Source organism: Actinomyces howellii, from assembly GCF_900637165.1.
GTDB classification, from domain to species: Bacteria; Actinomycetota; Actinomycetes; order Actinomycetales; family Actinomycetaceae; genus Actinomyces; species Actinomyces howellii.
The window spans coordinates 1,344,094-1,362,683 of sequence record NZ_LR134350.1 but is presented as its reverse complement, the minus strand read 5'-3'; the positions used below and the strand labels follow the sequence as shown (position 1 = coordinate 1,362,683).

The 18,590-nt window shown below is 71.0% G+C and carries 18 protein-coding genes, 1 tRNA gene and 1 pseudogene; 15 read left to right on the top strand and 5 right to left on the bottom strand.

The features are described 5' to 3' along the window. Window positions 1–72: 72 nt before the first annotated feature. Entirely contained in the window at window positions 73–1,503 is a 1,431-nt protein-coding gene (locus tag EL245_RS05760) for a TrkH family potassium uptake protein (protein WP_126382295.1), read from the bottom strand. Window positions 1,504–1,767: 264 nt separating this feature from the next. Here EL245_RS05760 and EL245_RS05755 point away from each other — a divergent pair, with 264 nt between their 5' ends. The 5 genes from EL245_RS05755 (at window position 1,768) to EL245_RS05735 (ending at window position 5,613) form a co-directional block, all read left to right on the top strand. Continuing rightward, window positions 1,768–2,007, top strand: a complete 240-nt coding sequence (locus EL245_RS05755; protein ID WP_126382294.1) for a helix-turn-helix domain-containing protein — start codon at window positions 1,768–1,770, stop codon at window positions 2,005–2,007. A 147-nt stretch (window positions 2,008–2,154) separates the two neighbouring features. After that, window positions 2,155–2,253: a 30S ribosomal protein bS22 gene (locus EL245_RS05750; RefSeq protein ID WP_003792170.1), complete on the top strand. Its 99-nt coding sequence runs from the start codon at window positions 2,155–2,157 to the stop codon at window positions 2,251–2,253. Between the two features lie 161 nt (window positions 2,254–2,414). Beyond that, on the top strand, window positions 2,415–3,665 hold the full coding sequence (locus tag EL245_RS05745) for a UDP-N-acetylmuramate dehydrogenase (protein ID WP_126382293.1): 1,251 nt from the start codon (window positions 2,415–2,417) through the stop codon (window positions 3,663–3,665). Between the two features lie 134 nt (window positions 3,666–3,799). After that, a complete protein-coding gene (locus EL245_RS05740) occupies window positions 3,800–4,765 on the top strand; it encodes a DMT family transporter (protein ID WP_126382292.1) in 966 nt (321 codons plus the stop codon). Then, window positions 4,762–5,613: a glycerophosphodiester phosphodiesterase family protein gene (locus tag EL245_RS05735; RefSeq protein WP_197719456.1), complete on the top strand. Its 852-nt coding sequence runs from the start codon at window positions 4,762–4,764 to the stop codon at window positions 5,611–5,613. Before EL245_RS05740 ends, EL245_RS05735 begins: the two co-directional genes overlap by 4 nt. Window positions 5,614–5,626: 13 nt before the next feature. Here the strand turns inward: EL245_RS05735 and EL245_RS05730 are convergent, their stop codons facing one another. Beyond that, entirely contained in the window at window positions 5,627–6,649 is a 1,023-nt protein-coding gene (locus EL245_RS05730; protein ID WP_126382291.1) for an adenosine deaminase, read from the bottom strand. Window positions 6,650–6,734: 85 nt separating this feature from the next. Here EL245_RS05730 and EL245_RS05725 point away from each other — a divergent pair, with 85 nt between their 5' ends. Then, entirely contained in the window at window positions 6,735–7,982 is a 1,248-nt protein-coding gene (locus tag EL245_RS05725; RefSeq protein ID WP_126382290.1) for a phosphotransferase, read from the top strand. 137 nt (window positions 7,983–8,119) lie between these two features. After that, window positions 8,120–9,601 carry an alanine/glycine:cation symporter family protein gene (locus tag EL245_RS05720; protein WP_197719455.1) on the top strand — a complete coding sequence of 494 codons (1,482 nt, stop codon included), beginning with the start codon at window positions 8,120–8,122 and terminating at the stop codon, window positions 9,599–9,601. Between the two features lie 207 nt (window positions 9,602–9,808). On the opposite strand, the gene EL245_RS05715 is transcribed toward EL245_RS05720, so the two are convergent. After that, window positions 9,809–11,023, bottom strand: a complete 1,215-nt coding sequence (locus tag EL245_RS05715; RefSeq protein ID WP_126382289.1) for a pyridoxal phosphate-dependent aminotransferase — start codon at window positions 11,021–11,023, stop codon at window positions 9,809–9,811. A gap of 548 nt (window positions 11,024–11,571) precedes the next feature. On the opposite strand from EL245_RS05715, the gene EL245_RS05710 reads away from it, so the two are divergent. The 7 genes from EL245_RS05710 to rplA all read left to right on the top strand — a co-directional run bounded on the left by EL245_RS05710 (window position 11,572) and on the right by rplA (window position 15,545). Next, complete coding sequence (locus tag EL245_RS05710) at window positions 11,572–11,838, top strand: hypothetical protein (RefSeq protein WP_126382288.1); 267 nt, start codon at window positions 11,572–11,574, stop codon at window positions 11,836–11,838. Between the two features lie 244 nt (window positions 11,839–12,082). Then, window positions 12,083–12,586: a hypothetical protein gene (locus EL245_RS05705; RefSeq protein WP_126382287.1), complete on the top strand. Its 504-nt coding sequence runs from the start codon at window positions 12,083–12,085 to the stop codon at window positions 12,584–12,586. A 76-nt stretch (window positions 12,587–12,662) separates the two neighbouring features. After that, window positions 12,663–12,735, top strand: a tRNA-Trp gene (locus tag EL245_RS05700). Window positions 12,736–12,828: 93 nt separating this feature from the next. Beyond that, window positions 12,829–13,056 carry a preprotein translocase subunit SecE gene (secE, locus tag EL245_RS05695; RefSeq protein WP_126382286.1) on the top strand — a complete coding sequence of 76 codons (228 nt, stop codon included), beginning with the start codon at window positions 12,829–12,831 and terminating at the stop codon, window positions 13,054–13,056. A gap of 86 nt (window positions 13,057–13,142) precedes the next feature. Further along, window positions 13,143–13,937, top strand: a complete 795-nt coding sequence (gene nusG / locus EL245_RS05690) for a transcription termination/antitermination protein NusG (RefSeq protein WP_126382285.1) — start codon at window positions 13,143–13,145, stop codon at window positions 13,935–13,937. Between the two features lie 406 nt (window positions 13,938–14,343). After that, entirely contained in the window at window positions 14,344–14,775 is a 432-nt protein-coding gene (gene rplK, locus EL245_RS05685) for a 50S ribosomal protein L11 (protein WP_126382284.1), read from the top strand. An 80-nt stretch (window positions 14,776–14,855) separates the two neighbouring features. After that, window positions 14,856–15,545: a 50S ribosomal protein L1 gene (gene rplA, locus EL245_RS05680; protein WP_126382283.1), complete on the top strand. Its 690-nt coding sequence runs from the start codon at window positions 14,856–14,858 to the stop codon at window positions 15,543–15,545. 369 nt (window positions 15,546–15,914) lie between these two features. Here rplA and EL245_RS05675 read toward each other — a convergent pair whose 3' ends face one another. Both EL245_RS05675 and EL245_RS05670 read right to left on the bottom strand, forming a co-directional pair. Beyond that, window positions 15,915–16,613, bottom strand: a complete 699-nt coding sequence (locus EL245_RS05675; RefSeq protein ID WP_164719455.1) for an IS30 family transposase — start codon at window positions 16,611–16,613, stop codon at window positions 15,915–15,917. A gap of 64 nt (window positions 16,614–16,677) precedes the next feature. Continuing rightward, a pseudogene (locus EL245_RS05670) lies at window positions 16,678–17,190 on the bottom strand (transposase); the annotation flags it as partial. Window positions 17,191–17,233: 43 nt separating this feature from the next. On the opposite strand from EL245_RS05670, the gene EL245_RS05665 reads away from it, so the two are divergent. Beyond that, window positions 17,234–18,580, top strand: a complete 1,347-nt coding sequence (locus tag EL245_RS05665) for an IS256 family transposase (RefSeq protein ID WP_164719441.1) — start codon at window positions 17,234–17,236, stop codon at window positions 18,578–18,580. The last annotated feature ends 10 nt before the right edge of the window (window positions 18,581–18,590 follow it).

Sequence of the window (18,590 nt, the reverse complement as noted above, 5' to 3'; positions counted from 1 at the left end):
GGTCGCGCCGGTCGACTGCCTCGGCACGAGCGTAGCCGGGTCCGCCTCCTGCCCGCACCGGCCGCACCCCGCTCAGCCGATGAGCGGGCGCTCGGCAGGCATGCGGATGACGCGGCGCCGCTCGCGCAGCGCCAGGGCCGTGGCCGCGGTCATCGTGCCCACGCGCCCGACGAACATGAGGACGACGATGACGTACTTGGCGCTGACCGGCAGCAGGGGGGTGATGCCGGTCGACAGGCCGACGGTGGCGAAGGCGCTGACGACCTCGAACAGGACCCGGTCCAGGCTCAGGTGGGTGATCTGGAGCAGCAGGAGCGTCGAGACCCCGACGACGGTGGCGCCGATGAACGCGACCGCCACGCTCAGGCGCACCGTCGACAGGGTGATGCGGCGTCCGAAGGCCTCGATGTCCTGGTCGCCCCTGGCCTCGGCCGCGATCGCCAGGACGAGGACGGCGAAGGTGCTCACCTTGATTCCTCCCGCCGTCGAGGCCGAGCCCCCGCCGATGAACATGAGGGCGTCCTGGAGGAACCAGGTGGCCTCGTGCATGTGCTCCGGGGTGATCGTCGACAGGCCCGAGGAACGGGCGTTGACCCCGTTGATGAGGGCGGTGAGCAGCTTGCCCCCCAGGGGCAGCGGGCCGTAGGTGCTCGGGTTGGTCCACTCGAAGGCGGCGATCGTCAGGGACGACACGACGGTCATCACCCCGTAGGTCGTCAGCGTCAGCTTGGTGTGCAGCGTCCACAGGCGCGCCCTGCGTCCGTGGCGCATGACGTCGTGGATGACCGGGAACCCGACCGCGCCGACGAAGGTGCCCAGGACGATGGGCAACCCGATCCACCAGTCCGAGGCGTAGGGCGCCAGTCCCTCGGGCATGATGACGAAGCCGGCGTTGTTGAAGATCGACAGCGCCATGAAGAAGGCGTACCAGCTCGCCTCGCCCGGCTCCAGCCCCAGGGCGAGGAAGCGGGGCAGGAGCGCCGCCATGAGGATCGCCTCGGCCCCCACCGCGGTGATGATGACCGCACGGAGCAAAGAGACGACGTCGCCCAGGCGCGACTGGTTCTCCGTGGCGGCCAGCATCCGCTGGGTCAGGCCCACGTGCCGGGAGACCGCGAAGGACAGCAGCGAGGCCAGGGTCATGATGCCCAGGCCCCCGACGGCTGCGCCCAGGATGATGACGAGCTGACCGAAGGGGGACCAGTAGGTGGCGGTGTCGACCGTGGTCAGCCCGGTCACGCACACCGCCGAGGTGGCGGTGAAGACCGCGTCGACGACCGCCGGTCCCCGACCGTGGGCGGTTGACACCGGCAGCGCGAGCAGCACCGAGACCACGACGATGATGCCCGCGAAGACGACGACCGCCAGCCGCGCCGGGGTGAACCTCGCCGCTCGCTTGAGACGGTAGGCCACCGCCCAGCCGGCCAGGGTCTCGCGCCATCGCGCGGCGCCGGGATCGGCCGGGCGCGCGACGGGACGGGCCGGTGGGGACGGTCGGTTCATGGGCACGCCGCCATTGTGCTCCCCCCGTGGGCGGGGCGCGCCGAGGCCCGTACCGCCCCTCCCTCGCATGTGACATGCGACGCGTGTGACGGGAGAGGGTGGAAAAACCTGTGCGCCTGCTGGGACGAGGGTTATATTGGCCTCGCCCGCACGTCGCGGGAGCTCGTGCGGGGCCGCGTGCGCCGCCGCTACGCCGACCCCGGGCCGACCTCAGGGTCGACCTGACCTATCCGCCTCAACCCTGACGACAGGACCTCAGCACCCATGGCATCGGGCCCCACTTCCTCAGGCGCCTCCGGCGCACCGTCCTTCCTCACGGTCGCCGAGGTGGCCGCCATGCTGCGCGTCTCGAAGATGACCGTCTACCGCATGGTCCACTCCGGCGACCTGCCCGCGATGCAGGTGGGCCGATCCTTCCGGGTCCCCGAGCGCGCCGTCGAGCAGTACCTCGCCGCAGGCCTGGGTGACTGGGGCCACGAGTCCTCGGAGTCGACTGGCTCCTGAGGGCGGCTACAATCACCCGGTCACCTGTGTGGTCGGCGTGAGGAGCCTCAACCCGACCACCACGCTCGTCCGGCCGTGTGCCGGGGCCGCCGGTCGGACCGGTGGCGCCAACGAGCACCCGGCACGCACGACCACTGAGGAGCCCCGATGGGATCTGTCATCAAGAAGCGCCGCAAGCGCATGGCCAAGAAGAAGCACCGCAAGCTGCTGCGCAAGACCCGCCACCAGCGGCGCAACAAGAAGTGAGGATCGCCCCGGCGTGATCACCCGACCCCGCACCCGGCGTGCGGGGTCCTCTTCTCGCCCGGTCCCGCCCGGGCCAGGCCAGTCTGGGCCGGAACATACCGGCACAGGCCGACCCGGTCCAGCCCGAGGACGCCAGCGGCCCCGACCCAGGAGACCCCGTCATGACCGACACTTCCGGCCCCTCCGAGCGCGCCGAGCCCCCCTCCTGCTCAGCCGCGCCCCGGTCAGCTGACCCGTGGCCCGCGCCGGTCGAGGCGCTGGCCCACCGGCCCGGGACGCAGGAGGCGCCCACGACCCTGGCCGAGCTGACGACCCTGCGGGTCGGCGGCCCCGTGGGCGAGTACGTCGAGGCCAGGACCGAGGCCGAGCTCATCGACGCGGTCCGCCAGGCCGACGACTCGGGCACGCCCCTGCTCGTCGTGGGCGGAGGCTCCAACATCGTGGCCAGTGACACGGGCTTTCCCGGACGGGTCCTGCGCGACGCCCGCCAGGAGGTCCTCCTCGTGGCCGACAACAGCTGCGGGGGCGTCGAGTTCACCGCAACCGCGGGCACGACCTGGGACGACCTCGTCCGCGAGGCCGTGGCCTCCCACTGGGGGGGATTCGCCCCGCTGTCCGGTATCCCCGGGACGGTCGGGGCGGCTCCGGTGCAGAACATCGGTGCCTACGGCGCCGAGGTCTGCCAGCTCCTGGCCTCCGTGCGAGCCTGGGACCGCGCCGCCGGCCGCACCGTCCACCTGGCGCTGTCCGAGCTGGGCCTGGGCTACCGGGACTCCGACCTCAAGAGGTCACTGAGCGACGCCGAGATCGGCGCCGGTCGGACCTGGGGCCCGACCGGCAGGTGGGTCGTGCTCTCGGTCACCTTCCTCGTGCGACCCGCCTCCTTGTCCGCACCGATCGCCTACAGCCAGCTCGCCCGGGAGCTCGACGTCGAGCTCGGCACGCGGGTCGACGCCCGTGCCGTGCGCGAGGCGGTCCTCGACCTTCGCCGCTCCAAGGGCATGGTCCTGGACACCACCGACCACGACACGTGGTCGGCCGGCTCCTTCTTCACCAACCCCGTCCTGCCCGCCTCCCTGGCCGCCGCCCTTCCCGCCGACGCCCCCCGTTACCCCGTGGCCGCCCGCGCCGGGGCGAACCGGCCCGCGGGCGCCGTGCGCCCCGAGCGCGAGCAGGACGCGCCGGTCAAGACCTCCGCCGCCTGGCTCATCGACCACGCCGGCTTCCCCAAGGGCTTCACCCTGTCCGCGACGTCCCGGGTGAGCCTGTCGACCAAGCACGTCCTGGCCCTGACCAACCGCGGCGGGGCCCGGGCCCAGGAGGTCGCTGCCCTGCGTGACGCCGTCGTGGCCGGGGTGCGAGACCGCTTCGGCATCGCCCTCGTGCCTGAGCCCGTTCACGTCGGCTGGTGAGCCACGCCCCCTCATCCACCCGCCCCGCACCGCCGCCCCGGACAGCGGCCCGGGACCGCCGCCCCTCCGGTCCCGCACATCCGCCCTGCGCCCCCTGACCGCGTCCCGACCGCCCCGACCGTCTTCAGCCGCCCATGACCAGCCCACCGTCCTGCCCCTCGTCCGGTGCGCGCCCGCCGCAGCGCCGCCCCGCCCCGGCCGCATGGCGTGAGCTGCTGCCCGGCCTGGCCCTCCTCGCGGTCGCCCTCGTGTGGGGATCGACCTTCTTCATGACCAAGGACCTCATCACCAGGGTCCCCCCGCTCGACTACCTCGCCGTGCGCTTCGTCGTCGCCGGGGTCGTCGGCGCCCTCGTCTTCGCACGGCGCCTGGCGCGGGCCGACGCAGCGACGTGGCGCGCCGGCCTCGTGCTCGGGGCCGTCTACGCCGTGGCCCAGCTCGCCCAGACCTACGGGCTGTCGATCGCCTCGGCCTCGGTCTCGGGATTCCTCACCGCCCTCTATGTCGTGGGCACCCCGCTGGTCGCCTGGCTCCTGTGGAGGGTGCGCGTGGGCAGGGCCACGGTCCTGGCCGTCGCCCTGGCCCTGGCAGGTGCGGCGGTTCTCGGCCTGAGCGGCTTGCACGTGGGCACCGGCGAGCTCGCCCTGCTCGGGTGCGCCACCGTCTACTCCGTCCACGTCGCGCTGCTCAGCCGGTGGTCGGTCGGCCGCGACGCCCTGGCCCTGGGGGCCATCCAGATGATCTCCCTGGGCGCTGTCCACACGCTCGTGGCCCTCCCCGACGGGATCGTCGCCCCTCAGGGGCGGGACTGGGCCGTCATGCTCTACCTCGCCGTGGCCGCCGGACTGGGGGCCCTCGTCGTCCAGTCCTGGGCGCAGGCGCGGATGGACGCCGCGCGGGCGGCGGTCATCATGGCCATGGAGCCGGTCTTCTCGGCCTCCTTCGCCGTGGCCCTCGGCGGGGAGCACCTCACGTGGAGGCTGGGGGTGGGCGGCTCCCTCATCCTGGTCGCCACCCTCCTGGCCGAGCTCGCCCCGCTCGTGGCCCGAGGCCGTATCCTGCGCTCACTGGGCGCAGGACCCGAGGAGGACCGCCGATGAGGTACGACCACCCCGCAGCGGGGCACAGCCGGGACCAGGGCCCGGAGCACGCTCAGGGGCCCGCGGCCGGCGGGGCGCAGCCCCTCGTGCACCGACCGAGGCTGGAGCGCGCCGTCCTGGCCCACCGGGGGCTGCCCTCCCGCGCCCCGGAGAACACGATGGCCTCCTTCCTGGCCGCCGCCGACGCGGGCGCCACCTGGATCGAGACCGACGTCGACCTGCTCGGGGACGGCACCGCCGTCCTCATCCACGACACCGCACTGGACCGCACGACCGACCGCTCGGGCTCGATCTACGCCCTGGAGGCGGCCGACCTGGCCACCATCGACGCCGGGTCGTGGTTCGACCCGCGTTTCGCCGGCGAGCGGCTGCCCCTGCTCGACACCTTCATCGACCTGCTGTCCGAGCGCGGCCTGCACGCCAACATCGAGCTCAAGCCCAACGAGCAGGGCGCCGCACGCAGCCTCCTCCTCGTCGACACCGTCGCCCGGGCCCTCGACGCCCTCGACCCGGCCTGCCAGGTCCTCGTGTCCTCCTTCAGCCAGCCCCTGCTCATGGCCTTCCACGAGCGCCACCCCCGCTACGCCACAGCCGTGCTCTACGAGGCGGGGACCATCAGGCCCGACTGGCTGTCGGTGGCCGAGCTGTGCGGGGCCACGTGCATCCACCCCCAGGACGAGGGCCTGAGCGAGGAGATGGTCGCGCTGGCCCGAGGTGCCGGCTACGGGGTCAACGTGTGGACCGTCAACTCCGCCCAGCGCGCAGCCGAGCTCTTCGAGTGGGGCTGCACCGGGGTGTTCACCGACGTCGCCGACGAGCTCCTCGCCCTGGAGGGTCCGCAGCGCTGAGCAGCCCCCGGCCTCACGCCTCGGGGGCGGCCAGCCAGGCGTCGACCTCCGCCAGCCAGACCCGCTTGGACTCCTCATCGGCCAGCGACGCCCGGATCGAGCCGCGCGCCAGCTCGGCCAGGGCCTCGTCGTCCAGGCCCAGGGACCGGGCGATCGAGTACTGGTCGACGAGCCGGGTGCGGAACAGGAGCGGGTCGTCGGCCCCGAGCGCCACCTGGGCACCGTGGTCGAGCAGGGCGCGCAGCGGGACGTCACCGGCCTCCCGGTAGACCCCCAGGCACACGTTCGACGCCGGGCACACCTCGAGGCTGATCCCCGCGGCGACCACCGCGTCCAGCAGCGCCGGGTCCTCACTGACCCGGACCCCGTGGCCCAGACGGGTCGGCCCCAGGGAGCCCACGACGTCGCGCACGTGCCCGGGCCCGAGCAGCTCGCCGGCGTGGGGCAGGGAGGCGAGCCCGGCCCGCCTGGCGATCCTGAACGCCGGCCCCCACGACGCTGTCTGCCCGGCCCTCTCGTCGTTGCTCAGCCCGAAGCCGACGACCGTGCCGGGGCCGTCGCCGGCGTAGCGCGCCGCCAGCCGGGCCAGGGTCCGGGCCTCGAGGGGGTGGCGTATCCGCGAGGCGGCGACGACGACCGCCACCTGCGTGCCCGACAGGACCGTGGCCTGCGCCGCGGCGTCGAGAATGATCTCCAGGGCGGGGGTGATGCCCCCGACGAAGGGGGCGTAGGAGGTCGGGTCCACCTGGATCTCCAGACGACGGGACCCCTCGGCGGCGTCGTCAAGAGCCGCCTCCAGGACGATCCGGCGCATCGTCTCCTCGTCGCGCACGAGGTGACGGGCGGTGTCGTAGGCCCGCTGGAAGCGGAACCAGCCCCGGTGGTCGGCCGGGACGTGCAGCGGATCGCCGTCGATGAAGGACGCGGGCAGGCGCGAGCGCTCGGACTGGGCGAGGTCCACGAGCGTGTCCAGACGCATCGACCCCGTGAAGTGCAGGTGCAGATGCGCCTTGGGAAGGGTCGACAGGTCGCGCATGGCCGGATTCTGTCACGTCACCGCCCGGTAGGGCCGTCGCCGAGCCTGGTGCTCGAGGGGCTCGCAGTAGGGCACACTGGTCCCTATGAGCAACCCGATGGCCGGACACGAGTCCGAGGAGGTCTCGCTCCTGACCGGCCCGCGCGCTGCCTCCGTGCTGGCCGCCGCCCTCGCGCCTGCGGGCCAGCAGCTCATGAGCTGGGAGGTGCACTCGGTCCACCACCGCCCCGGGGCCGGGGTCTCGGTGGGCTACACCGCGGTCGTGGCCTCCGCCGGAGGACGGCGCACGACCGAGTACCTGTGCGCGACGACGGCACGCCTGTCCAACCCGCAGGCCGCCGGGCTGACCCGGGTCGCCCCGACGGGGGGCGTAGGCCCCGCCGTCCACGTCTGGCGCCACCCGGCCGACCCCGAGCTCCCGGCCCTGGCGGTGGCCTGCACGCCCTCGCTGCTCTCCCGGCGCCTCGGGGTGGCGGTCAAGGCGACGATGGTCGCCTACCGGCCCACACGCCGCGCGGTCGTGCGCGTCACCTACCCCGACTCCTCGACCTCCTACGCCAAGGTCCTGCGACCCAGCCAGTACGCCGCCTTCGCCGAGCGCCACCGCATGCTGCGTGCCGCCGGCGTCCCGGCCCCCGAGGTGCTGCGCGACGACCCCGACGGTCTCGTCCTGCTGTCGACCGGGCACGGGGTGGCCCTGTCCTCCCTGCTGTCCCACGGCATGGACGAGGCCCAGGCGGCCCGAGTCTTCCACTCACTGACCGGCCTGCTCGACTCGCTGCCCGCCTCGGCCCTCCAGCTGTCCGCCCACCCCGCCTGGTCCGAGCGCTCGCGGCACTACGCCCACGCGGCCTCGACCGTCCTGCCCGAGCACGCCGCCCGAGCCCGCGCCGTGTCCGAGGGCGTCGAGCAGCTCATGGCCGCGACCGACCCCGGCCCGATCGTCCCCGTCCACGGAGACTTCTACGAGGCCAACGTCCTCATGGAGGGCGAGGGGGTGGCTAGCCTGCTCGACGTCGACTCCCTCGGTCCCGGGCACAGGGTCGACGACCTGGCCTGTCTCCTGGGACACGTGAGCGTCCTGGACCACCTCGCCCCGGCCTCCTACCCCCACCTGCGCCCGACCCTGGAGACGTGGACGCGCCTGGCCTCCCGCCAGGTCGACCCCGTGGCGCTGCGGGCCCGCTGCGCCGGCGTCGTCCTGTCCCTCGTCGCAGGAGCGCGCCGCGAGGACGGGGGGCCCTGGCGCCCCGACGCCGAGGGGCGCCTGGCGCGCGCCGAGACCTGGCTCGCCCAGGCGCGCGAGATCCAGGCCCGCAGGGGCGCGCACTAGGCGCAGTACAGTCAGTACGTCCCCGTGCAGCCCCGCGCGGCCCTGCGAGCGTCTGTGACGTGCCCGACATGAGCGTGACACACGACGCTCTGTAGTGTTCGCCAGCATCGTATTCCCTGCGGACCGAAAGGACGGCCATGACCCCTCTCCCGACGCACCTGCTCGCCGTCTCCGCCCCACCCACCGGCCTGAGCGAGGTGCTGTCCTCGATCAACGACTTCCTGTGGGGACGCTGGCTCCTCATCGTGCTCCTGCTGGGCACCGGCATCGTCCTGACCGTCAGGCTGCGCGGCCTCCAGCTGCGCAAGCTCGGCCCCGCCCTGCGCTTCGCGCTGTTCCAGCGTGACGGGGGCGGTGAGGCCGACTCGGCCGCCGGGGACATCTCCCACTACCAGGCCCTGACGACGGCGCTGGCCGCCACCGTCGGGGTCGGCAACATCGTGGGCGTGGCCACGGCCATCCACCTGGGCGGTCCGGGGGCGCTGTTCTGGATGTGGGTCTCGGCGTTGTTCGGGATGGCCGCGAAGTACTCAGAGTCCTTCCTGGCGGTGCGCTTCCGCACCACCGACGCCCGTGGACAGCAGTCCGGCGGACCGCAGTACTACCTGCGGCACGCGATCCCCGGCTGGCCGGGCAGGTTCCTGTCGATCTTCTTCGCCTGCGCCGCGGTGCTGGCCTCCTTCGGCATCGGCTGCATGACCCAGTCCAACGCCGTGGCCGCCCAGCTCCAGCGCTCCTTCGGACTCGACCCCTGGGTCGTGGGCCTCGTCCTGGCGCTGACCGTGGGTGCCGTGCTCCTGGGCGGCATCAAGGCCATCGGCAAGGTGACGGCGGGCTTCGTGCCGATGATGATCGTCTTCTACGTCACCGGCTGCCTCTACATCCTGCTCGCCAACGCCTCGGGGGTCCTGCCCGCCCTCGGTGAGGTCTTCACCGGGGCCTTCACCGGCTCGGGAGCCGTCGGCGGCTTCGTCGGCTCGACCTTCGTCATGGCCCTCCAGTACGGCGCCGCCCGCGGCCTGTTCTCCAACGAGTCGGGCATGGGCTCGGCGGCTATCGCCGCCGCGGCCGCCAAGACGCACCACCCCGCCCGCCAGGGACTGGTCTCGATGACCCAGACCTTCATCGACACGATCATCGTCGTGTCCTGCACCGGCCTGGTCATCCTGTCCACCGGCACGTGGAAGACCTCGAGCGACCCCGGCACGATGACCGGCGACGCCTTCAGCCACGGGCTTCCCGGCAGCTGGGGCCACTACATCGTGTCCATCGCCATCGTGTTCCTCGCCTCCTCGACGATCCTGGGCTGGGCCTACTACGGGGAGCGCTGCGTCGTCAGGCTCGTGGGAGTGCGGGGGATCATGGCCTACCGGGTCGTCTTCACCGCCGTCGTCTTCGTGGGCACGGTCACCGAGCTGACCGACGTGTGGACCTTCTCGGACATCGCCAACGGCCTCATGATCATCCCCAACCTCCTGGGCCTGCTCATTCTGTCGGGGCTCATCGCCCGGGAGACCAAGGCCTACCTCGAGCAGGACCCCTACCTGCGCCGACGCGGGGACGAGTTCTCCTCCGTGCCCGGGCAGGCCGCCGTCGACGCCGCTCCGGCGGCCCGCTGAGCGCGGCGCGCAGCAGGGGACGGCGCCGTGGGTGCGCCACCGTCCCCGCCTGTCCCGGCGCGGGCCCGCTCACGACGGCGGAGCCGGTCACCCCTCACGGGGCGACCGGCTCCGCCGTCGTCGCTCACAGGGCGGGTCAGCGCTCAGGAGGCGAGGCCGTCCGGGTCGCGCGTGGGGCACGACCGTCCTCCTCGACCCCGCTCGACCTCACTTGACCTCGGAGAGCAGCTCGCCCAGGCGTCCCACGCCCTCGGTGATCGCCTCGTCGCCGGTGGCGTAGGACAGGCGCAGGAAGCCCGAGGGCCCGAAGGCCTCACCGGGGACGACGGCGACCTCGGCGTGCTCGAGCACGAGCCCGGCCAGGGTGGCTGAGGAGTCGATGACCGTGCCCCGCAGGCTCCTGCCGATGAGGGCCTCGACGCTCGGGTAGGCGTAGAAGGCGCCCCGGGGGACCGGCACGGCCAGGCCCTCGATGTCCGACAGGAGGGAGACCATGAGACGGCGACGCCGGTCGAAGGCCTCGCGCATCGCGGCCACCGCCGACAGGTCGCCGGACACGGCCGCCAGCGCGGCGTGCTGGGAGACGTTGGCGACGTTCGAGGTCAGGTGCGACTGGAAGTTCGTGGCCGCCGCGATGACGTCGGCCGGGCCGAGCATCCAGCCCACCCGCCAGCCGGTCATCGCGTAGGTCTTGGCCACGCCGTTGAGGACGACGGTCTGGTCGGCCAGCTCGGGGACGAGGCCGAGGACGTGGGCCGGCTCGGCGCCGTCGTAGAGCAGGTGCTCGTAGATCTCGTCGGTGATGACCCACACGCCGTGCTCAAGGGCCCACCGTCCGATCGCGCCGAGCTCCTCAGGGGTGTACACCGCGCCGGTGGGGTTGGACGGGGAGCACACGAGAACGGCCTTCGTGCGGTCGGTGCGAGCCGCCTCGAGCTGGTCGACCGTCACCTTGTACTCCTGGTCGGCGCCGGCGAAGACCTCGACGGGCGTGCCGCCGGCAAGGGCGATGACCTCCGGGTAGGTAGTCCAGTACGGGGCGGGCAGGATCACCTCGTCGCCGGGGTCGACGACGGCGGCGAAGGCCTGGAAGACCGCCTGCTTGCCTCCGTTGGTCACGAGGATCGCGTCGGGGGAGACCTCGTGGCCGGAGTCGCGCAGGGTGGCAGCCGCGATGGCCTCGCGCAGGGCGGGCAGGCCCTTGGCCGGGGAGTACTTGTGGTTGGCGGGGTCCTGGGCGGCGGACACCGCCGCCTGGACGATGTAGTCCGGGGTCGGGAAGTCCGGCTCGCCGGCGCCGAAGCCGATGACCGGGCGTCCGGCGGCCTTGAGGGCCTTGGCCTTGGCGTCGACGGCGAGGGTGGCGGAGGGGGCGATGGCGGCTAGACGGGCGGAGACTCGGCTCCGGGGTGCAGTGCTCACGGGGCCATGGTCCCACAGATGCGGCGCCCCATAGGTGCGGTCCCTGGCGCCACAGGGCGTTGACCGGGCGCCAGCCCTTACCCGGAGGGGCGCCACAGGGCGTGAAGCTCATCCTATGAGCATCATCGTGGCTGTTTCTCGAAGGCCTCGGTCGAGGCACCTGCGACTCTGGCGCAGCGAGTCCGGTGCCGGGAGCGCCGAGTACGCCGGTGTCATCGGCGCCTCTGTGCTCCTCGTCGCAGCCCTGATCGGCGCCGCCGGCCCTCTGGGCCGGCGAATCGGCTACGACGTGATCTGCACGCTGGAGAGCCTGTTCCCAGGAGGCTCGGGCTGCGGCGGACAGCCGTCTGCCGTGCCCGCCTCAGGGTCCCCTTCCTCTGGTGGGGTGGCACACGAGGGCGGAGGCGCGGCGCCTGACAAGAAGCCGCCGGTCGACCAGGGCACGGTCGACGAGTCGCTCCGGACGATCAAGAAGGCCCTCAGGGTGGGACCACGGCAAGCGACAGGGGATGTGGACCCAGATACTTAAGGACGCCTCTCCTGGCACCGTGCGTCGAGTCGCGAGCTTCACCGATGAAATTCAGCCCTCATGTGACGATGTCGGCAAGGATGACGCCTCCGACCGCGATGGCGAGGGTGATCGTCGTTATGAGCAGGTCGAAGGGGGCTGGACGGCGGACGGGATGTCCGTTCTGACCGGCAACGAATCCAGTGGAATGGGACGTGGCTCCACTACGGCGGACCTGCAGGAGAAGCTGGGCACGGGGCACGCCGTCGTCCTGGGTTCGAAGAACAAGCCTCTTAGGCTCCCCTAGAGGGAGGAGTATCCAGATCCGTTGTATGGTCCTGGGGCAACGGAAAGCCGGGGAAATAAGCTGCCCGACCGGTTGCGCTACAACCACGCATACTATGTGCAGGCGGTGGGCCTCGGTGACCCGAATGACCCGAGTGATGATATGGTGACGATTGTCAATCCGTGGGGGTGGGGTATGATCTGATCGCCCTGCCGTTCGAGGACTTCAAGGGGAACTTCGATGAGGCTGCCGTCATTCGTGCCGAATGAGAGTGGAGAGGTGGTTGGCGGTCATGGGATCTGTATTGATGAGGAGGAGAATGCTGGTGGCTGCGGCGTGCGTCGTCGTGGTGGCCTGCGTGCTGGGGTTCGGGGTGTGGGCCCTCTTCATGAGGCCGCCGAGCCCAGGAACCCCCGAGCTGTCCCCTGAGGTGGAGGCCCTCCGGGAGGAGGCGGGCACCTATGGGCTGCAGCGCCCGGTCCACGCGCAGGGGTGGACGCTGGTGCTGACTGAGGTCGACTCGGAGGCTGCCCGGGTGAGCTTCGTCCGGGAGGGTGCGAGCGCGATCGAGGTCAGTGTCGAGGTGGGCTCGTCGCAGACGGTCGCCGACTGCACGATCACGGTACTGGAGTCGTATCCGGGCCGCTCAGGCGGCCGGCCGGGCGACGTGAGCGGCTCGGCCCTCATCGCGGTGCGGTGTCCCGCGCCAGAGGGTGGGTCGGGGTCGCCTGCGCCCTCCGGGGAGGGGGTGGGGGCGCCGACAGGCTGACCTCCGGACGTGTCGCAGCCCACTGGGGCGGAGGTCGCGGCGCTCCTGGCGGTGTGGCAGGATGGGGCACCGCTGAAGGGCAGTGGCGCAATTGGTAGCGCACCGGTCTCCAAAACCGGCGGTTGTGGGTTCGAGTCCCGCCTGCCCTGCTGAGAACGGCGGATCTGTCGGGAGATCCCGTCGGTTCCGTCCTCTCGCCCGCTGGGCACGACCGAACCACCGATCCCGAGGACCCCGAGACCATGAGCGCAAGCGCCGTCGACAAGCAGGACAGGAAGCGAGCCTTCCCTGTCCGTGTCCTCCTGTTCTTCCGGCAGGTCGTCGAGGAGCTGCGCAAGGTCGTGTGGCCCACCCGCAAGGAGCTGTCGACCTACTTCGTCGTCGTGGTCGTCTTCATCCTGGCGATCATGGCATTCACGGGGCTGCTGGACGCCGCCTTCGACTGGCTCATCATGCGGGTCTTCGCCTGAGCCGGTTCCCACCGGTCCCGGCAGGCCCCGCCGCCCACCACTCCCCATCAACCAGCCGCTGCGTGTCAGGAAAGCAGGTGCAGACCGTGTCCGAGGAGACCGTCCCTGAGGAGCTGTCGCCCGTCGTCGACGACGTCGAGGCCGCAGGCCAGACCGAGGCCCTCGACCAGGACCAGCCCCCCACCGAGTCCCAGGAGGCCCAGGAGGAGGCTGACGAGCTCGAGGCGGTTGACCCCCTTGAGGAGTTCCGCGCCGAGATGTCCGCGCTGCCGGGCCAGTGGTACGTCCTGCACACCTACTCGGGCTACGAGCGGCGCGTGGCGGCCGACATCATGGCCCGCGCCGAGAACTTCGAGCTCGAGGGCTACGTCTTCGACGCCGTCGTGCCCATGGAGACGGTCATCGAGATCAAGAACGCCTCGAAGAAGAAGGAGGTCTCCCGGGTGCGCCTGCCCGGCTACGTCTTCGTCCGCATGGACCTCGACGACCCGGAGACCACCGACCAGGTGTGGCGCACGATCAAGGACACCCCCGCCGTCACCGGCTTCGTCGGCGACCGCTACAACCCGGTGCCCCTGCCCTTCGAGGAGGCCGTCGCCCAGCTCGGGCCCACTGCCGAGGAGATCGCCGCCAAGCAGGCCGCCGCGGCGCGGGCCGCGGAGGCCGAGGGCTCGGGCACCCAGGTCGTTGCCGGCGGCCAGGTCTACGAGGTGAGCTTCACCGTCGGCGAGTCGGTCATCGTCACCGAGGGGCCCTTTGAGTCCCTGCCCGCGACCATCTCCGAGATCCACCCCGAGACCCAGAAGCTCCAGGTGCTCATCTCGCTGTTCGGCCGCGACACCCCCGCCGAGCTGTCCTTCGGCCAGGTCGCCAAGATCTGATCCGGGTCCCACGCGGGTCCCGACAGTGCCCGAGCCCCGTCGTGCGTGAGATCGACCTCATGCGCGACGGGGCTCTCGGATCGTCGTGCGGCTGCCGTGGCTGAGAGCCCGCGTCCCGCCGCGGGCCGCCGAGCGCCCCTGTCGGACGTCGGCCTGCGTCGACAGCTCGGCGGAGTCCACCGCGAAGGCGACGTCGTCCTCACGGCGGGCGCACTGAGGAGGGCCCGTGCGCCCTCGCCCCGCCTGGGTGCGGTCTCACAGGGGTGAGGCCTGTGATCCCTGGCACCGCGTCTCCCGACCGGGTGCGCCTCGGGCTAGGATGAGCGGTCGTGTGTGCTCGATCCGCGCACACCCCGCTGCACGGCAGGCGTGCGGCGCTTACCGGACAAGAAAGAGATCCATCCACATGGCTCCCAAGAAGAAGGTCGCCGGGCTGATCAAGCTCCAGATCCAGGCCGGCGCAGCCAACCCCGCCCCGCCGATCGGCCCGGCGCTCGGTCAGCACGGCGTCAACATCATGGAGTTCTGCAAGGCGTACAACGCTGCGACCGAGTCGCAGCGCGGCAACGTCATCCCCGTGGAGATCACCGTCTACGAGGACCGCTCCTTCACCTTCGTCACCAAGACCCCCCCGGCCGCCGAGATGATCAAGAAGGCCGCAGGCGTCGCCAAGGGCTCGGCCACGCCGCACTCGGCCAAGGTCGGGACCCTGACCATGGACCAGGTCAGGGAGATCGCCCAGACGAAGATGGCCGACCTCAACGCCAACGACGTCGACTCCGCCGCCAAGACCATCGTGGGCACCGCCCGCTCGATGGGTATCACCGTCGAGGCCTGAGGCCCCGACCCCTGACCACCGACACCACCCGTGGAAGGGCCTCGCGCGGCCCGTTCACCACGACTGCCAAGGAGAAGCAGATGACCAAGCGCAGCAAGGCCTACCGCGCCGCCGCTGAGAAGATCCAGTCCGGGATCCTCTACACCCCGGCCGAGGCCGCCAAGCTGGCCAAGGCCACGTCCGTGACGAGCTTCGACTCCACCGTCGACGTCGTCCTCCGTCTGGGCGTGGACCCCCGCAAGGCCGACCAGATGGTGCGAGGCACCGTGTCCCTGCCGCACGGTACCGGTAAGACCGCCCGCGTCATCGTCTTCGCCCAGGGTGAGAAGGCCGAGCAGGCCCTCGCCGCGGGCGCCGACGAGGTCGGTGGCGACGAGCTCATCGCGAAGGTCGCCGGTGGCTACACCGACTTCGACGCCGCGGTGGCCACCCCCGACCTCATGGGCAAGGTCGGCCGCCTCGGCCGTGTCCTGGGTCCGCGCGGACTCATGCCCAACCCCAAGACAGGCACCGTGACGATGGACGTGGCCAAGGCCGTCACCGACATCAAGGGCGGGCGCATCGAGTTCCGCGTCGACCGCGCCGCCAACCTCAACTTCGTCATCGGCAAGGTGTCCTTCACCGAGGACCAGCTCGTCGAGAACTTCCGCGCCGCCCTCGAGGAGGTCCTGCGCCTCAAGCCGGCCACCTCCAAGGGCCGCTACATCCTCAAGGCCACCATGGCCACCACCATGGGCCCCGGCATCCCGATGGACGTCGCGAAGGCCTGAGGCCGGCCCGTCCCGCACGGCCGCTGCGCACGACGCCGGCCGCCCCGACCGGGGCGGCCGGCGTCGTGCGTGATCGATCGGCCTCAGCTCGACGGCTGTCGCCGTCCCCGGGTGCCACAAGTCCCGGTCCCGAGGTGTCAGGCGGTTGCAGGGGGAGGGCCCGATGGCCGGCGCCCCCCACCGCGAGATCGGGACTAATGGCACCTCGAGATCGGGGGAAGTGGCACCTCGAGATCGGGACAAGTGACACCTCGAGATCGGGACTTGTGACACCTCGAGTTCGGGACTTGTGGCACCTCGAGATCGGGACAAGTGACACCTCGAGATCGGGACAAGTGACACCTCGAGATCGGGAGAAGTGGGGTGGTTTCAGGTGGTGAGTGCAATGGTGGTGTCGTGTTCTGTTTTCTGCAGGAGCCTGTTGAAGGCTTCTGCGGGTGTGGCCCAGTCTAGGGTCTGGCGGGGGCGGGTGTTGAGGAGGTGCTGGGCCTGTTCGAAGGCGTGGAGGGGGTAGGTCGACAGGTCGGTGCCTTTGGGGAAGAACTCGCGGATCAGGCCGTTGGTGTTCTCGTTGGTTCCTCGTTGCCAGGGGCTGTGGGGGTCGCAGAAGTACACCTCGAGGTTGGTGGCGGTCCTGAAGCGGGCGACCTGGGCCATCTCGCCGCCCTGGTCCCAGGTCAGGGACCGGGCCATGGAGCGGGGCAGGCCCTTGATCATGGTCTCCAGCACCGTGGCCACGGTGGTGGCGGTGTGGTCGGTCAGCAGCGGGGCGATCAGGACCAGGCGGGTGGTGCGTTCGACCAGGGTGATCATCGCGGTGCGGTTGCCCGCGCCCATGACCAGGTCGCCCTCCCAGTGGCCTGGCACGGCCCGGTCGGCGACCTGGGCCGGGCGGGTGCTGATACGCGCGTCGGCCAGCCAGGGCCTGGAGGCCAGGGGCCCGGCCAGGGCCGAGCGTGGCACGCGCCGACTCCGCCCGGTACGCAGCCTGTAGTGACGGCCCAGCTCGGCGCGCAGCGTCCCTCGGCCCTGGACGTACAGGGACTGGTAGATCGTCTCGTGGCTCACACGAAGATCATCGCGCTCGGGGTGGTCCGCAGGGCCTGTCAAGTTTTTTGTGTAAGCGGGTTGTTCAGAGGTGGGGGTTGATTCGGTCGGGGTAGGCGGTGGCGAGCTGGGCGAGGGCTTGTTTCCAGTTGGTGGTGATCCGGCCCTCGACCACGCGTGGCTTGGCCTTGCGCTTGTCCGCGGGCAGGTTCCTGTCCTTGTCGCGTTCTCGTGCCCGCTTGTCCTCGATGTTGCAGATCGCCAGCCACAGCAGCTTGACAGCGGCCTCGTCGCTGGGGAAGTGGCCCCGGTTCTTGGAGATCTTGCGTAGCTGGTAGTTGAGCGACTCGATGCTGTTGGTCGTGTAGATGACCCGGCGCAGCATCGGCGGGAACGCCAGGAACGGGGTGAAACGCTCCCACGCCCTGTCCCAGGTCGCCACCGTCTCGGGGTACTTGTCCCCCAGGGGAGAGCTGCTGAAGGCCGCCAGGGCCTCCAGGGCGGCCTCCTCACTGGGGGCGGCGTAGACCTGCTTGAGAGCAGCGGCGACCTTCTTACGGTCCTGGTAGGCCACGAACCTCATGGAGGCACGGATCAGGGGGCGTGTTCAATGGTCTGTGTAAGCCCTCTTTGAAGGACTGATGACTGTGACTGATGAGAAGACTGGTCCTGCTGGTGGGCGGGGCGTGGTTGAGGATCTTGTTGCCTCGGGTGGCTTGGACGGGTTGTTCGAGCGGATCGACTCGGGTGAGGTGGGGTTGACGGGCGCCGACGGGCTGCTGCCGGCCCTGCTCAAGGAGGCCCTGGAGCGGGGTCTGCAGGCTGAGCTGACGGAGCATCTTGGCTACGACAAGGGCGAGCAGGCGCCGGTGGCTCGTGGCAACGCCCGCAACGGCACCACGGTCAAGACGATCAGCTCTGAGGTCGGCTCGTTCGAGATCGAGGTCCCCCGCGACAGGGCCGGCAGCTTCACGCCGCGGCTGGTCAGGAAGGGGCAGCGGCGGATGGACGGTCTGGACTCGATGATCATCAGCCTGTACGCCGGTGGTATGACGGTGCGCGAGATCCGCCACCACCTGGAGTCCACGCTCGGTGTGGAGCTGTCGGTGGGGACGATCAGCAGGATCACGGACGCCGTGGCCGAGGCGGTCCTGGACTGGCAGCGCCGCCCGCTGGAGGAGTTCTACCCGGTGGTCTACCTCGACGCGATCCGCGTCAAGGTCCGCGTCGACCACAGGGTCACCACCCGCTCGGCCCACATCGCCGTGGGTGTGGACATGGACGGGATCAAGCACGTCCTGGGTATCTGGGTCCAGGCCGAGGAGGGCGCCTCGTTCTGGGCGCACGTGTGCGCCGAGCTGGCCAACAGGGGCGTCAAGGACGTGCTGATCGTGTGCTGTGACGGGCTGACCGGCCTGCCCGAGGCGATCGAGGCGACCTGGCCCGACTCCATGGTCCAGACCTGCGTGGTGCACCTGATCCGTGCCTCCATGAGGTTCGTGGCCTACCAGGACCGTAAGAAGGTCGCCGCTGCTCTCAAGCAGGTCTACGCCGCCCCCAGTGAGGAGGCCGCCCTGGAGGCCCTGGCGGCCTTCAGCAGCTCTCCCCTGGGGGACAAGTACCCCGAGACGGTGGCGACCTGGGACAGGGCGTGGGAGCGTTTCACCCCGTTCCTGGCGTTCCCGCCGATGCTGCGCCGGGTCATCTACACGACCAACAGCATCGAGTCGCTCAACTACCAGCTACGCAAGATCTCCAAGAACCGGGGCCACTTCCCCAGCGACGAGGCCGCTGTCAAGCTGCTGTGGCTGGCGATCTGCAACATCGAGGACAAGCGGGCACGAGAACGCGACAAGGACAGGAACCTGCCCGCGGACAAGCGCAAGGCCAAGCCACGCGTGGTCGAGGGCCGGATCACCACCAACTGGAAACAAGCCCTCGCCCAGCTCGCCACCGCCTACCCCGACCGAATCAACCCCCACCTCTGAACAACCCGCT